13 protein-coding genes are annotated in these 15689 nt (G+C 41.6%); 3 read left to right on the forward strand and 10 right to left on the reverse strand.

Going from position 1 to position 15689, the window contains the following annotated elements; genetic code table 11:
• Nucleotides 1-70: 70 nt before the first annotated feature.
• From Q7J63_RS01505 to Q7J63_RS01535, 7 genes are all read right to left on the reverse strand, one after another.
• On the reverse strand, nucleotides 71-490 hold the full coding sequence (locus Q7J63_RS01505) for a DsrE family protein (RefSeq protein ID WP_304883688.1): 420 nt from the start codon (nucleotides 488-490) through the stop codon (nucleotides 71-73).
• A 250-nt stretch (nucleotides 491-740) separates the two neighbouring features.
• A complete protein-coding gene (locus Q7J63_RS01510) occupies nucleotides 741-3155 on the reverse strand; it encodes a TonB-dependent siderophore receptor (protein WP_304883689.1) in 2415 nt (804 codons plus the stop codon).
• Nucleotides 3156-3492: 337 nt separating this feature from the next.
• Nucleotides 3493-4758 carry an FAD/NAD(P)-binding oxidoreductase gene (locus tag Q7J63_RS01515; RefSeq protein WP_304883690.1) on the reverse strand — a complete coding sequence of 422 codons (1266 nt, stop codon included), beginning with the start codon at nucleotides 4756-4758 and terminating at the stop codon, nucleotides 3493-3495.
• A 160-nt stretch (nucleotides 4759-4918) separates the two neighbouring features.
• A complete protein-coding gene (locus Q7J63_RS01520; RefSeq protein WP_019598937.1) occupies nucleotides 4919-5449 on the reverse strand; it encodes a hypothetical protein in 531 nt (176 codons plus the stop codon).
• Between the two features lie 16 nt (nucleotides 5450-5465).
• Nucleotides 5466-5942, reverse strand: a complete 477-nt coding sequence (locus tag Q7J63_RS01525) for a nucleoside deaminase (protein WP_019598936.1) — start codon at nucleotides 5940-5942, stop codon at nucleotides 5466-5468.
• A 176-nt stretch (nucleotides 5943-6118) separates the two neighbouring features.
• Nucleotides 6119-6850, reverse strand: coding sequence for a LytTR family DNA-binding domain-containing protein (locus tag Q7J63_RS01530; protein ID WP_019598935.1), 732 nt, complete (start codon nucleotides 6848-6850; stop codon nucleotides 6119-6121).
• On the reverse strand, nucleotides 6847-7920 hold the full coding sequence (locus tag Q7J63_RS01535) for a sensor histidine kinase (protein WP_019598934.1): 1074 nt from the start codon (nucleotides 7918-7920) through the stop codon (nucleotides 6847-6849). Before Q7J63_RS01535 ends, Q7J63_RS01530 begins: the two co-directional genes overlap by 4 nt.
• A gap of 274 nt (nucleotides 7921-8194) precedes the next feature.
• Here Q7J63_RS01535 and Q7J63_RS01540 point away from each other — a divergent pair, with 274 nt between their 5' ends.
• The gene (locus Q7J63_RS01540) at nucleotides 8195-10711 is read left to right on the forward strand and encodes a TonB-dependent receptor domain-containing protein (RefSeq protein ID WP_304883691.1); all 2517 of its coding nucleotides are present in this window, start codon (nucleotides 8195-8197) and stop codon (nucleotides 10709-10711) included.
• Nucleotides 10712-11219: 508 nt separating this feature from the next.
• Here Q7J63_RS01540 and Q7J63_RS01545 read toward each other — a convergent pair.
• Complete coding sequence (locus Q7J63_RS01545) at nucleotides 11220-12200, reverse strand: pyruvate dehydrogenase complex E1 component subunit beta (protein WP_022582195.1); 981 nt, start codon at nucleotides 12198-12200, stop codon at nucleotides 11220-11222.
• 119 nt (nucleotides 12201-12319) lie between these two features.
• Nucleotides 12320-12739 (reverse strand): rhodanese-like domain-containing protein, encoded by a 420-nt coding sequence (locus tag Q7J63_RS01550; RefSeq protein WP_304883711.1) that lies wholly within the window; start codon nucleotides 12737-12739, stop codon nucleotides 12320-12322.
• Nucleotides 12740-12828: 89 nt separating this feature from the next.
• Between Q7J63_RS01550 and Q7J63_RS01555 the strand changes: the two genes are divergently transcribed.
• Complete coding sequence (locus tag Q7J63_RS01555; protein ID WP_304883692.1) at nucleotides 12829-13329, forward strand: metallophosphoesterase; 501 nt, start codon at nucleotides 12829-12831, stop codon at nucleotides 13327-13329.
• Nucleotides 13330-13862: 533 nt separating this feature from the next.
• Nucleotides 13863-15230 carry a histidine--tRNA ligase gene (hisS, locus tag Q7J63_RS01560; RefSeq protein WP_304883693.1) on the forward strand — a complete coding sequence of 456 codons (1368 nt, stop codon included), beginning with the start codon at nucleotides 13863-13865 and terminating at the stop codon, nucleotides 15228-15230.
• Between the two features lie 119 nt (nucleotides 15231-15349).
• Here hisS and Q7J63_RS01565 read toward each other — a convergent pair whose 3' ends face one another.
• A complete protein-coding gene (locus Q7J63_RS01565) occupies nucleotides 15350-15631 on the reverse strand; it encodes a hypothetical protein (protein ID WP_019598925.1) in 282 nt (93 codons plus the stop codon).
• Nucleotides 15632-15689 lie beyond the last annotated feature (58 nt).

Here is a 15689-nt window from a genome sequence, read left to right on the forward strand (position 1 = left end):
TAAAAAGGGTTGTATTTAAACTATTATTTTTAAAAAAGGGAGTCGGAAAATGAAAGTTTTCCTCCTTCATTCAGTCTCCGGCCTTGATGTAAATCCAGCCAGCTTCCTGTTTCATTACAATCTCAAGAATCGCTGAAGGAACAAATCCCGCCAAAGTGAGGAATTGATCTTTTTTCATTTCCCGTTGTCTCAGTGTGTTTTCACAGATCACGAATTGTACACCTTTGTTTACCAATAATCCGAGTTCTTTTTCATATGGATTTTGTTGTGTTTTCAACAAATCTATCCCCATTCCTTGTGTGACTACCTCAATCTTGGCATTGGGGGCCGCAGTCATGATGTTGTTTAACTGGCGAATGAATTTTTTGTGGACATCCGTATCGCCATCTGTCAGTTGCATGACGATAAGGTGTTCTTTTTCGGAAACGACTTGTGCCAGAGAGGCAAAGGAAATGAAAAGGAAGAAGAGCAAGAAGTATATTTTGCGCATGATTTTTTTGTTCACAATATAACTTATTTTGTTTGGGAGGCTTTGTGATTTTCATCACTTTTCACCTTTTCAACTCCCAATTTCCAGAAGTAAGCTTCTGATCACTTTGACAATATTGGCTGGAAGAAGTTTAACCCGAATCCTAAGACAGCGGAAAAGTAACGTAAAGCAGCTAACTAGAGGTGAGTTAGATGGAAATATACAATAGGTTTTCAAATGGGTGTTGAATCACCGATAATGCATACAGGCGTTAAAAGTTCGCCCTCAAGGATAAAATGAAATTTCTTCCCGGAGCAACAATGCCAGAACTATAGGTTCTGTACCTCACATCGGCGATGTTTTCCAATCCGCCACTTATGGAAAATAAATCCGACAATTGATAGAAAGCCTTTAGGTTAAGTGTTAGCCATGAAGGAGAGTAAGGCCGGCCATTTTCATCGATCGCATAGATTTCGGGTTTCCCTTTCTCTTCCAAGGGAAGTTGGTTGAAATCCATTTTTCCCGAAAATTCGGTATATCCCTCCAACCGCAGTTTTTTTCTTTTGTATTCCATGCGTGCTGAACCAAATAGGGGAGGAGCATGCCTGGAGGGGTTTTGGATACCATCGTCGGTTTCCTCTGTCCCCTTTTGATAATTGAGTCGGGTGATAAAGGTGAACCCTCGGGGAAGTTTGATTTCCAGGGCGGCCTGAAGACCATAAATCCTTGCGAATGCTGCATTTTGGAGCGCAAATACCCTGCTCAGTTCGCCATCATACAGAATACTGTCCTGGCCATTGAGCAAAAAATCCCTTCTTACGATCGCATTGTCCAACAGGGTATAATAGGCGGTCAAGTCCAGCATCACATTTTCTCCAAAAACCTTCCCTACATTCAATTCCGCATTGTAGGCATATTCAGCGTCCAAGTTTGGGTTGGGGACCAAGACTGTTCCCGGTTCGGAATCGAAGATTTTTCCGATATCATCCACATTTGGAGAACGAAACCCTGTGGAGGCATTTACATGCATCATCCATTTGTCAGTGGGATTGAATACCCATCCCATACTCGCAGTGACGGCCCCTTTGTTGATCGCGGCGGTTTCGAAGGGTAGGGGGTAAAAGGGCATGTTATTGCTGAAATCAGCATTCAGGATAAACTGATTGTACCTCAACCCTCCTTGGATCAATGAATTTTTCGAGATTTTTTGTTGGTAGGTGGCATAGGCAGCATGGGAAGACCAATCCGAAATGGGATATCGGGCTGGGCCTGTGACCTTGGTGCCCATGTCGATATTTTCATCCGTCCCTCTCGAATCCACCGCATTCCTGATGCTTTCAAATCCGTAATAGAGCTTTGCCCTTTCACCGACATTTTTGAAGAAATCGATATTGGCGGATAGAGCGACCACTTCTTCCAATCTTGTCCTTCTGATGGGATCATTGAAATTCCTGTCAATCCTGCTCTCTTCAAAATCTTGGCGGGCAAGCCGTATGGTCAGTTGATCGAAAAGTTTTGTTTCGCCTTCATAAGCCGCCTGCAAATGATGCATCATCCATGTTTGTGGACCATAACTCCATTCTGCACTTCGGGGTAGACCGTTGGCGCGAAAGCGGATGTGGCGGTCATACCTGGAATAGGAAGAGCTTTCCGAATAGTGAAAACCATACCTGAAGTCCCAAGCTTCATTGGGTTTAAACCTGATTTTCTGCATCAAATTGACTTGGGAGTATCCGCTTGGGTTTTGGATCCGGGGATTTTTATTCGGAACGATTTCATCTCTGTTTTCTATTCTTTGCACAAAATTGGGTCTGAGATACTCCTCGGGTCCATGTTTTCCCATCTTAAGATCTCCGAAATTGTTGCTGCTGAAACTGGTTACGGAAGCCCATTTTTCCCCTCCCAATGCCACATCAACGTGCCCAGTTTTTTCTTGGTTGGCTGAGGAGGCTCTCAGTACGGCACTTCCGGAAACCTTGAGCATGTTTGTGTCCGATAACCTTGGCGTCAAAGTTTGGAAACTCATGACCGCACCTATGGCGTCACTTCCATAGATAATGGCGCCTGGGCCAAAATAAATGTCGGTACTTTCCGTGGCGAAAGGATCCAAGGAAATGACATTCTGGATATTTCCGATTCTGAATATGGCGGTGTTCATTCTTACTCCGTCGATGGTATATAGCAAGCGGTTGGTCGAAAATCCACGGATCATGGGGCTTCCTCCTCCTTGTTGGCTCTTTTGAATGAATACATCTCCGGAAATTCCCAGAAGATCCGCCGCTGTTTGGGGGTTTCGCAGCGCGGTTTCTTCTTTGGAAATGCGGGTGACGCGGGCCGGGATTTCCTGCCTGGACTGACTCCAACTGGAGGCAGATACGATTGCTTGCTGAAGGGTGATCTGTGAAGGAAGGAGGTGGACAAGGAATTTTTGTTGTTCCAAATCCGTGTAATTCAATTTTTGGGCTTTGTAACCAAAAAGCCTGATTTCGATTTGATCCAAACCCCGGAAACTTGATATATCCGCTTTTCCAGCCTGATCTGTGGTGCTGAAGCGTTTGCTGGTCAAGTGGGAAATGCTGACGAATGCCAAAGGTTGTCCCGTCTCTTGGTCGGATACAAAAAGGACTTGAGAAAAGCCATTCACATGTAAAAGGATCAAAAAAATGAGGGGGAGAAACTTTTTCATGTCACAGCCAACGGATCGAATTTTAGAATCAAGGCTTGAAATTACCCAAATTTTGGCATATGGCTAAGGAATTATTCTTTAGGGCAAAAGGGATTCTTAAGTGGTAAGAAAGTGACACTTAAACCCACGCTCTGCATTGTCAATTCCGTTCCATCCTGAAATTGCTTATAAATCTGTCATCTGTTTACGGTTTCCGACTTCACTCCTTATTCTCCAAATACTCTGATTTTCTTCCTGTATCAACCCAATTGGGAAAATTAATGCAGATTTCTTGGGTAAAAAAAAAGTCAGCACGTTGATTTGCTGACTTTTTTGAATCTTCCGATGAGCATTTTTTTTACGCCCTTCCTTTGAGCATCAAATTCCAATACATGAAAGGCAATCCATATTTTTTCAATAGCCACATGCTGTATTGTTCTTTGGTGGTATCCACAAATTTTGAAATCATTGGGTCTGAATCCCTCACATTGTCATACTTGAACTCGGCCAACACCATTTTGCTGTAACCCGTCACCAATGGGCAGGAGGAATAACCCTCATAGATTTCTTTTCCCATCGTCTTGTTTTTGATGAGGTGGAGGATGTTTTCGACCACCACTGGGGCTTGTTTTCTGATTGCTGCGCCAGTTTTGGCGGTGGGCAAAGCAGCTACATCTCCCAATGAGAAAATATTCGGGTATCTTAAATGCTGAAGTGTATTGATGTTTACATCTACCCAGCCTTTATTGGGACCATCCTGTAAGGCAACTGAGGATTCTCTAATAAACTTTGGTGCTTGCTGTGGAGGAGCAAGATGAAGCATGTCAAAAGACATCTTGATTTCTGAATCACCCACGATTTCCTTACCGATTTTGTTTCCTTCATTGATGATACATCCATTTTCCCCTTTTTCAATGTATTTGAAATAGATGAACTTGTTTTCAGCATCAATTCTCACAGGAGCATAGTACGGTTTGAAAATGATTTCTCTCTCGATGAGAATCTTGTTCAGGGTTTTTGCAAAATCCTTCACGCCAAAAATCACTGAGCCGGGAGTGGCAAAAATCACATTGGTATTGTCACGGACCTTTGACGTCTTCCGGAAATATTCCTCTGCCAGGTACATGATTTTTTGTGGGGCACCACCACATTTTATCGGAGTCAGAGGCTGAGTGAAAACGGCATTGCCGCCTTTGAAATTCTGTAGAACCTCCCAGGTATGTTCCGGGTCGGTATAGTTGCTGCAGACTACTCCTTTGCCCAAAGCTTCCTTTAGACCTGGTAATAATTCCGGAGCCATGACCAATCCAGGAGCCACCACAAGGTAGTCATAGGTGAAATCGCCAGATGATTCTGTTTTAACGGTGTTGGATTCGGGAAGGATATCTGAAGCTTTGTCTTTGATCCAGTCTACGCCATCCGGAATATAATCGGCCTCATTTCTTTCCGTGTCCTTAAAATCAAAAGTACCCGCACCTACCAATGTCCAAGCTGGCTGGTAATAATGCTTTTCAGAGGGTTCAATGATGGCTATTTTATGATTTTTATCCTTTCGACGAAGTTGAGCTGCAACTGTTATTCCTGCAGTTCCTCCTCCAATGATCAAAATTTGGTAGTGATTCATGAGTGTTCGTATTGGTGTATTTATTGGAAATATAAAATTTATTAAACGATCCTTCGGTGATAAGGGTCACACACAAATTTTTTGGAAGATGTTTGGTTCGTTTTTTTATTTTTCCTTCAATAATTTCCAATACCTGGAAATCCAAAGATAAATTTAGATCTCAATTTTCATCCGCTTCCTCGATGTTAAAATCCAGATCGATAAACTCAATATCAATTTCCAGTAAGCCTGGCGCATCCTCTGTTGCAATCACCTCTCTGTCGATCAATTCCGCAATCATATCCATTTGAAGGGTTATTTCGACTTTCTCCTGATGTGCTTTTTGGAATTTTGCCATTAATGCCTCGTTATCCAAATCGGAATATCGGGCTTTTCTTGCTGCTTGGAATTTTTCTTTTTTTTCCAAAAGGAGTTTTTCCTCCCTTTCGGCTATGTTTTCCTTCCAGGTTTTCACATATTCATCGGAAAGATTTGTCTCAAAAAACGGGGTGTCATCGAAGGCAACTTGCTCTTTGCTTCCGTCTTTGTGAATCAAAGTAAAACCAAGTGAATCTTCCATGAAGTATTCATCACCTGTTTCGATATCCACGATCTTGTCACCCTCATAGAGGTATCTTTCTTCAATTGATTTTTCATTGGTGCATGAGGCAAGTATTCCTATGCTCGCGATTGCGATGATTGTTTTTTTCATGATAAGTATTTGTTGATTAATACACTGATTTATTTTCTTTAAGAATCCAATTTTCAAAAACCTTTTTGGCCTCATCTTGTAGGATTTGGTCAAAGGGAATTTTTCTGTCAGAATAGGGGAGGTTTAGCTCATCGTAAATAAATTGGTCATCGAATCCTGCTTCAGCAGCATCGGATTTGGTGTTGGCGTAAAAAACACGTGAAGGTCTTGCCCAATAAATGGCGCCCAAACACATGGGGCAGGGTTCGCAAGAGGTATAGATTTCACAGCCCTCCAATTGAAAGTTACCCAATGAATTGCAAGCCTCCCGGATGGCAACGATTTCTGCATGGGCAGTTGGGTCATTGGTGCTGAGCACTGAATTGGATCCCTTTCCGATTATTTGCCCATTTTTGACAATGATACATCCAAAAGGTCCGCCTTTGCCTTGATCCATTCCACTTTGGGAGAGTCCAATGGCGATTTCCATAAATTCTTTTTGCGTTTGATTCATATCATAAAAATGGGGTAGGGATTTCCACCTGTCAATTTGTATTAGTTTACGGGCAGGAGTGGTTTAAGGTTAAAGTTTTTGAATTAAAAAAATTGTAATATTGATTTTTTGACAATAAAATTCTTTGAATTGTGTATAAAATATTTTTTAATTCTGAGTAAAAAAAGCGCCCAGACTTAACCTATCCATTTACTGAGAAACTGCATGAAATTATCTTTGTAATTTTCGCTCACCGTGATTTGTGTGTTTCCTATATTGACTGTGTTTCGGGCGATGGAATCTATATGGTCCAAAGCGATGATGTAGGAGCGATGAATCCTCATAAACCGGTCAGATGGCAACATGTCTTCCATGCTCTTCAAGCTGGTAAGCGAAAGGATTGGGTTGGGTTTGTGCAGGAGGAAGACCTTTACATAATCCTTGTAAGCCTCCACATGGGTGATTTCCTTCAACATGATTTTCACCAACTGATATTCCACCTTCAGGAAAATGTAGGCATCGGTATTTACACTTTCTCCCACAGGATTCGCTTGTTGATCAAGGTATTGATATGCCTTGGTGGATGCTTTCAAAAACTCCTCATAACTGAAAGGTTTGAGGAGATAATCCAACGCATCCACTTTGTACCCCTCAATGGCGAATTGGTTATAGGCTGTCGTGAAGATGATCCTAGGTTTTTTTGCAGAAGTTTTGCCATCCAAAACCCTGGCCAGTTCCATCCCCGATAGGTCAGGCATTTGGATGTCCAAAAAAATCAAATCCACCTCATTTTGATTGATAAAGCCCAGTGCATCGATTGCATTTTCAAATTTCCCCAAGAGAATCAAAAAAGAGGTCTGCTCGATAAACCTGCTGATCAGGCTCAAAGCCAAGGGTTCATCATCTACTGCAATGCACTTAATTTTCATTTCAAGTCGATTTTTAGATTTACCCTGTATTCATTTTCAGGATTTTGATCTTTGATATCAAGGCTGTGCTTTTCTTTATAAAGTAGTTCCAATCTTCGTTTGGTATTGGCCAATCCTATCCCACTTGCGGCACCTTCAGGAGTATTTTCACTGGATTTAAAATTGAAATTCACTGTGTTTAAATATACATGTTTTTCCTTGATCTGAATATGGATCTGGATTTTACTGTGCTTTTGGGAACTGATGCCATGTTTGAAACAGTTTTCAACAAACGGAAGCAGGAGCATTGGGGCAATCACGGCATCATCAAATTTTTCAGGGATTTCCAAGACCAGCTCCACTTTTTCGGAAAGCCTAAGTCGCATCAATTCAATAAAATCCTTGATAAAATCCAGTTCTTTGCTCAATAATGTGTTTTCTTTTTCGGTTTCATAAAGTACATACCGCATCATTCTGGACAGTTTGAGGATGGCGGTTTTGGCTTTTTCCACATCAATGTTTGTCAGGGAATATATATTGTTGAGTGTATTGAAGAAGAAATGCGGATTGATTTGGGCCTTCAGGTAGGAGAGCTCCGAGTTGATTTGTTGCTGCTCGCGCTCAACCCTCACTTTTTCATCTGATTGCCATTTTTGGACCGCAGCCACACTCGTGCTGATCCCGACGGCCATGATGAAAATCAAAAAGTTAAAGAAATCGTAGGAATAATTTCTTCCTCTTGGTTTATAAGGAACATCGGGTCTGAATGCTTTGTGCATCAATTCCGACATATTGGTCCAATCGTCATACAACATAAAAATACCTACGAATGTCAAGCCTCCAATAAGGTTGAGTAGCAGGAAAATGGAGGTTTTGTTTTTGAACAAGACCTTGGGAACCAAGTAAAAGTAATTGAAATAAAATGTCGCGACCAAACTTGCAAACATCAGGCCTTGCTTGATCCAAAACTCATTGGGACGCTCCACCCCGGCAGATAGGGGGGATATCAGGAAGATGACTGACCCGAACAAACTCCAACCAAGAATATGGATGATCAAAGGGATTTGTTTCTTGAGGACGAGCTCTTTCATAGAATTACATTAAGATAATGGCACCTAAACTAGTATAAAATTTTGTTTTAGGCCATAGCCAATCTACCAATGCAACGATTTTGACTGCCAATCGATGCTCTCAATAGATAAAGTTCTTTTCCCGAAAAGCGGAATTGATTCATCAGTTCAAACTTGGGATTGGTCGATGAATCCTTCCTTTCGGTCTATTTGATTTTGTTGTGATTTCTCCTTGCTGTTCCTTTGTTTCCGTAATGTGTCCCTTGTGGATCCGCCAAGCAAAACAACAGCAATTATGAAAAACCCCATTAAACTTTTATTCCTGACCTTATTGGTTCTGGCCTCTTCACTGCAAGTGATGGCGCAAACCACCCAAGATGAAAAACCCGTGTACCGGATCTCCGGTAGGATAATCGATAAATCATCTTCAGAGCCTGTTGCCTACGCAGCAGTAGCACTCTTGGATGCCGAAAGCAAACAGAGCATCGCAGGAGCGGTTGCCGATCTAAATGGGGCGTTTTTTATCACTGGATTCAAAAATGGTGAATTTGTGTTGCAAACTAGCTTTCTTGGTTTCAAGACTTCCATTTCTCAAGTCATCAAAGTGACTGCCGGCAACACAAACATCACTATCGGAGACTTGGTTTTGGTAGAAGATGCTGTCGATCTACAGGAAGTGACTGTGCAGGGTCAGCGCAGCTTGATTGAAGAAAGAGTGGATAGAACCATATATAATGCTGAAAATGACAAAACCACAATGGGTGGAGATGCTTCTGATGTATTGAGGAGAGTACCGATGTTGTCGGTCGATCTGGACGGAAATGTTTCCATGAGAGGAAGTACAAATATCTTGGTACTGATCGATGGAAAACAATCTGCCATTGTCGCTTCCAACATTGCGGATGCATTGAAGCAGATCCCCGCAGAAGAAATCAAATCGGTGGAAGTGATCACTTCCCCATCGGCAAAATACGATGCTGAAGGTACCGGTGGGGTCATCAATATCATCACAAAGAAAAACAATCTTCAAGGTGCATCCTTGAATATCAATACAAGTGCTGGCTTGAGAGGTTCTAATCTTGGACTGAATGCCAGTCTGAAAAAGGGGAAAATGGGATTTACCTTGGGAGGTTTTGGAAGAAGTGGATACAATATCCTTGGGTCTTTTGAAAACCAACAAACCCTCTCCAATTCTGATGGAACGGCTTTGCAAATCAACCAGTCTGCAGACACGAAGAGCAACATGCTATTTGGCCGATATAACTTTGGATGGGATTACGAAATCAACAAATACAACTTCATGACGGCATCTGTCAGTCTAGGTGTCAGAAACATGAACAGCAAACAGAATGATCTTTTGACGGAGACATTTTTTGAGGAAGAATTGATAAATTCCTTGTTGAGAAATGTGGAGGTGAAAGATCTTTCCAACAATATCGATATCAATTACAACTATACCAAAACGTTCGAAAAAGCCCAAAAAGAATTCAGCATCTCGGGCTTGTATAGCAAAAACAACAGGACAAACGACTTTGTAAACAGCTTGTTTACAGAAAGCTTTGACGACGTATTGAGAAGGGTGAAAAACGAAAATGGTGCCATCAACCAGGAGTTTACCATCCAGTTGGATTACGTGACCCCTTTGGGGAATAGCAACAAACAGATTTTGGAGTATGGAGCGAAGAACATCATGCGAAGTGCAGTCAGTGAATTTGCCTATTTCAACGCTGAAGGGCCAAACGGACCCTTTGTAGAATCCAACGACGTTACATTCTCCAATGAATTCAGTTATGACCAAAACGTTACCGCGGGTTACCTTTCCTACACGCTTGGTTTCTTGGATAATTACACCATCAAAACAGGTTTGAGATATGAGTACACCAACATTGATGCGGATTTCAAAAATTCTGAATTGCCTGCCGAGATTCCGTCTTATGGATTGTTTGTGCCAAGTGTAAACTTGAGTAGAAAATTGACCAACGGAAACATGGTGAAAGCCGCCTACAACAGAAGGGTACAAAGACCATCGCTTCAGTTCTTGAACCCCAACATCAATGCTGCCAATCCTCAGCAAATTTCTCAAGGTAATCCATTGTTGGATCCTGAATTGACAGACAATTACGAAGTCTCTTACAGCACATTCATCAAGGGAAGTTCCATCAATTTGACTTCCTTCTTCAGAAATACCACTGGATCCATTCAACCTGTAAGAACGATTCAGGACGATGACATTATCTTCACTTCCTACGAAAACATCGGGAATGAAAGAGCGGTCGGAATGAGCCTTTCCACAAACATCAATATCTCAGGTAAGTTCTCCCTAAATGGCGGACTTGACGGTTATTTCGCCATGCTGGACAATGGATTGGAAGATCCACAGTTTGCTGCTTACAATGAAGGATTCGTATTCAGTGGAAGACTATTCGGTAACTATACCCTGCCTAAAGATTGGCAAGTCCAAGCCTTTACTTTCGCTAGGGGTAGACAGGTTCAGCTTCAGGGGAGCCAAGGTGGATTCAGAGTTTATGGTTTGAATCTAAACAAGCAATTCAACGATAAAAAAGGAAGTATAGGATTCGGTGCGGAAAACTTTTTGGCTACTGAATTCAAAATCAAAAATGAATTGATGACTCCTTCCATCATGCAACAAAGTACCAATACCTTGAGAAACATGAATTTCAAGATCAATTTCTCCTACAGAATTGGAAAATTGAGTGTCGGTGGCCCTCCAAAGAAAAAACGTGGTGTGACCAACGAAGATCTCAAAGAAGGTGGTGAAGGAAACGGTGCAGGCGCTGCGATAAGTAATTAAAGATTTAAAATTTTGATTGGGTAATGATTAAAAAACATCCTCATTTTATGAGGATGTTTTTTTTGCCTGATTGTCCCATTCTGAATGAAGAATCAATCAATTGATCTTTTTTGCAGCCTTACAATTTGTGCTACGCTATTTAAACCCGTTTTAAGCAAAGCGAACTCAATTGAAGACTGTAGTTGACTGATATCCAATTAGGTGCGTCTCATTTTTGACTTTACCCTATTGGTGTCAGGAATTAGTCTCCCTATGGCCTGGTTTTCATGGAGATTCGATCCCGTTAGTAGACCTCATGCATACTTCTTTATAACTTAATCAAAATAGATGACCTACGTTACTTTTAAACTGTCTTAGAATTCGGGTTAAACGGAAACTTACCCCAAAAAGAAAACACCCTCAGAGATATTTCTGAGGGTGTTTTTTATGGGATGAAAAGGATACAACAGGCAAATTACAATTCTAATTTCAAATGCTAAAGCCCTTATTGCAGGGAGTCCTTTTTGGTTTATTTTTTGTACATCACTTGCTTCACCGCCTCGAGGGTTCGCTTCACGTTTGGCAGCGTAGCCTCTATGTAGGGAGCAGAAAAACTCAAAGGAATATCCATCGAATTCACCCTGATCACAGGAGCATCCAAATAGTCAAATGCATTCCTTTGGATATGGTAGGTCAATTCGGAAGAAATGGCCGCCAATGGATTGGCTTCTTCTACGACCACACATCTGTTGGTTTTTTTAACCGATTCTAGACAAGTCGCATAATCGATGGGACGAACTGTCCTGAGATCGATCACTTCGGCTTCTATACCGTCTTTCGCCAATTCCTCAGCTGCTTCCAACGCGATTTTCATCGCTTTTCCGAAAGAGATGATGGTGACATCTTTCCCTTTTCTTTTGATGTCTGCAACACCGATGGGGAGCAGATATTCTCCTTCAGGAACTTCACCTTTATCGTTGTACATCATTTCCGATTCCATGAAGATAACCGGATCATTGTCACGGATGGATGCCTTCAGCAAGCCTTTAGCATCGTAAGGTGTGGAGGGAACCACCACTTTGAGGCCGGGCGTGTTCGCAAACCAATTTTCGAAATTGGAAGAGTGGGTTGCACCCAATTGTCCAGCACTCCCTGTTGGTCCGCGGAACACAATGGGGACACTGTATTGGCCACCTGACATGGCAAGCATCTTTGCAGAGGAATTGATGATCTGATCGATGGCTACCAAAGAAAAATTGAAAGTCATGAATTCAATGATCGGTCTGAGACCGTTCATTCCTGCGCCTACGCCCAGTCCGGCAAAACCCAATTCAGCGATAGGCGTATCGTAAACACGGTTTGGTCCAAATTCATCCAACATTCCTTGCGAAACCTTGTAGGCTCCATTGTATTCGGCTACTTCTTCGCCCATGAGAAACACGTTTTCGTCGCGTCTCATTTCTTCGTTCATGGCCTCTCTTATTGCTTCTCTAAATTGTATAACTCTCATTTTAAGACAAAATTTTCGTGTGTAAAAATAGAAAGTAATTGTTCAATTACAAACTACAATTGACATAAACCCAACATTTGAAAATCAGGGGGCGTTTTTTCTGTTTTAAATGAAACAGGTTATTTGTTGGGGATCACGATTGGGTTCCCTTGTTCTATCCAATTGTTCAATCCCCCTTCAAGCACAAAAATTTTCCTGAATCCCATCTCCTGCATTTTTTCAGCAGCCGAAACGGTTCTTTTCCCAGATCTGCAATAGACATAATATTTCTTGTTTTTATCCATACCTGATAATTTCTCCTCAAAATCATCTGCTAAAAAATCAGCGGAATCTGTGCCTTCAATATGGCCCTGTTCGATTTCTTCTGGGGTTCTGATATCCAAAATCACTGCTTTTTTGCCTTTATTCGACTTGGCCTCGAATTTGTCGGGAGAAAGTACGGTCGTTTCCTTTTGGGCAAATGTGCTGGAACTGATAAAGAAAAAAACCACCATGCAGAAGGCAGCTGACAAATTGAAATTTAAGCGGATGTTTTTCATCACGTATTATTTTTTTTTGTGAATGGATAATTAATATTTTTCTTTGGTGACAAATTTACCGATTTAAATAATTCAAAACCCCTCGAAAATTGATAAAAATAGGATTGATCTCAGATACCCATAGTTTTTTGGATGAACGTATCCTTCATCATTTGGAGACTGTGGATGAAATCTGGCATGCGGGTGATATAGGAGATATTTCCATCTTGGACCGGCTGCCCAAGGAAAAGCAGTATCGGATCATCACGGGTAACATTGACGACCTAGAAGCAAGACAGCAATATCCCGAAGAATTGTTGTTTGAAGTCGATGGCTTAAAGGTTCTGATGATCCACATCGGGGGAACTCCTCCCCGCTACGCCAATGGCATCAAGGAAAAATTAAGGCATTCCCAAGCGCAGGTCTTCGTTTGCGGCCATTCACATATTTGTAAGGTGATGTTTGACAAAGAGCTGGATTGTCTCTACATGAACCCAGGGGCGGTCGGTCAGCATGGATTCCATTTAATGCGGACCCTGCTGATCTTTGAAGTTGAAAAAGGGAAAATCCAAAACCTGCGGGTAGTGGAGCTGGGGAAAAGGGGAAAATAAAGTCAAAATAAAAAGGGCATCGATCTGATCGCTGCCCTTCTTATATCTTTGGAAAGAAACGGTGATTATTTTTCAAAGCTCTTTTTCAATTCTTCAACATCCACATTTTTGATTACCGGCTTGGCACTCAATTGTTTGATCTTGATAACCCTTGTCGTTTGCTTTAGTCGCTTTCTTTTTAATTTTCTCTTTAATGTAGTAACAGCCATTGTTTTATCTGTTTATGTTATGCCAAAATGAACCGCAAAAGTAACACAATATTTCAAAATAACCGTATATAGCGCTAAATTTTTAATGAATAGGTTGGATTTCTATTTGTGAGAGCTTGGATAAAATACATTGATTTCCACAACAGGCCTTGCCCAGCGCAATTTTGTTTCAATTGCGAAGCTTTTTACATTCAGAATATTTCGAGATTGCGTTTTTTTGTTTTGGCACACTTCCCAAAGTTTTCTTTTTTTAATCTCTCTCTGCAGCTTTGTCCCATTCAAATATCTTTATATTTTTTTACCTTTGCCCAAAATTCTAAAAAAATGGCTGTTCAGAAACCAAGTTTACCCAAAGGTACCAGAGACTTCAATCCAATGCAGATGGGGAGGAGGAATTTCATTTTTGATACAATAAAGGAATCCTTCAGGCTTTTTGGTTTTCAGCAATTGGAAACACCCACAATGGAGAACCTGTCCACGCTGACAGGGAAATATGGGGATGAGGGAGACCAACTGATTTTCAAAATCCTCAACAGCGGGGATTTTTTGAAGGATGTTACCGCAGAGGACTTGGCATCTGGGGTGGGTAAAACCCTTCCAAAGGTTGCCGAAAAGGGCTTAAGGTATGACCTGACTGTCCCTTTTGCGCGGTATGTGGTCATGAACAGAAATGACATTACGCTTCCCTTCAAGCGCTTTCAAGTACAGCCGGTTTGGAGAGCGGATAGACCACAAAAAGGGCGCTACAGAGAGTTTTACCAATGTGACGCAGATGTCGTCGGGACCGATAGCTTGATCTGTGAACTGGAGATTCTCCTGATGATCAAAAGAGTGTTTTCAAAGCTCGGCATCAAGGATTACTCCATAAAGATCAACAACAGAAAAATCCTCACGGGATTGGCCGATGTGATCGGTGAACCCGGAAGGGAATCCGCACTCTGTGTGGCCATTGATAAGTTGGATAAAATCGGTTGGGAAAAAGTGAAGGAAGAATTGGCCCAAAGGGATTTTTCTAAAGATGCGATAGAAAAACTCAGTCCAATCATCCATCTTGAGAAATCCAATCTCGATAAATTGGATTTTTTGAAAGGTTTTCTATCCACTTCGGAAGTTGGCCGTCAAGGCATTGTGGAATTGGAGGAGGTTTTTGAATTCCTTCAATCGTATGGCGAAGATCAATCCCATGTGGATTTTGATGTTGTATTGGCACGAGGGTTGTCGTATTATACAGGAGCGATTTTCGAAGTGAAAGTAAACAATGTCTCCATCGGTTCTGTCGGTGGGGGAGGGAGATACGATAATTTGACTGGTATTTTTGGATTGGAAGGTGTTTCGGGTGTTGGTTTTTCATTCGGTGTCGACAGGATTTATGACGTGATGGAGGAGTTGGATATTTTCCCACAGGGACAATTGAATGAAACTAAGGTGTTGATCACACATTTTGATGAAGAAGGGCAGAAGTATGGATTGACGGTGCTAAAAGCTTTGCGGGATAATGGTATTTCCTCCGAGATATACCCCGAACTCGGCAAAATCAAGAAGCAATTCACCTACGCGGACAAAAAGCAAATCCCATTCGTGATCATCCTTGGAGCGGACGAATTGGCAGGTGGCAAAGTGAGTTTGAAAAACTTGGAAACAGGCCATCAAGAATCCCTTTCCCTCGCAGATGCTTTGGCGCAAATTCAATGATGATAATATGACCCTTGGAATTAAAAAACCCTGAAGAATGCATTCCTCAGGGTTTTTTCAATGGTTTTTGGTGAGCATTTCCCTTTGGATAGTGTTTCGCTTTCGAAGGGATCCAGTTTTCAATTTACTTCCAAGATTGAATTGACAGGGAGATAAACGCCTCCTTTTAAGGTGATGAAATCTTGACCCACCGCCCAAACTGTCGTGTACACCTGATAGATACTTTCATTGTCGGATTCGAAGGTGAGGTTTACCTTGTTTTGGAGAAGATTTCCCAAAGCTTGTGCCCGATAAAGGTCCACCCATCGTTTTTTGATGTCATCCTTGTCCAACAAGACCTCTTTTTTGGAAAATTTTATATTCCAGATATTTTCTTTCTCAATTTTTTCAATGGGTTTCATGGCTTGTGCTCTTTATAAATTTGTTGGACAATGAATTCATATACCGTTAATATACTAA

The organism is Rhodonellum sp. (genome assembly GCF_030656585.1).
In the GTDB taxonomy this organism is placed as follows: domain Bacteria; phylum Bacteroidota; class Bacteroidia; order Cytophagales; family Cyclobacteriaceae; genus Rhodonellum; species Rhodonellum psychrophilum.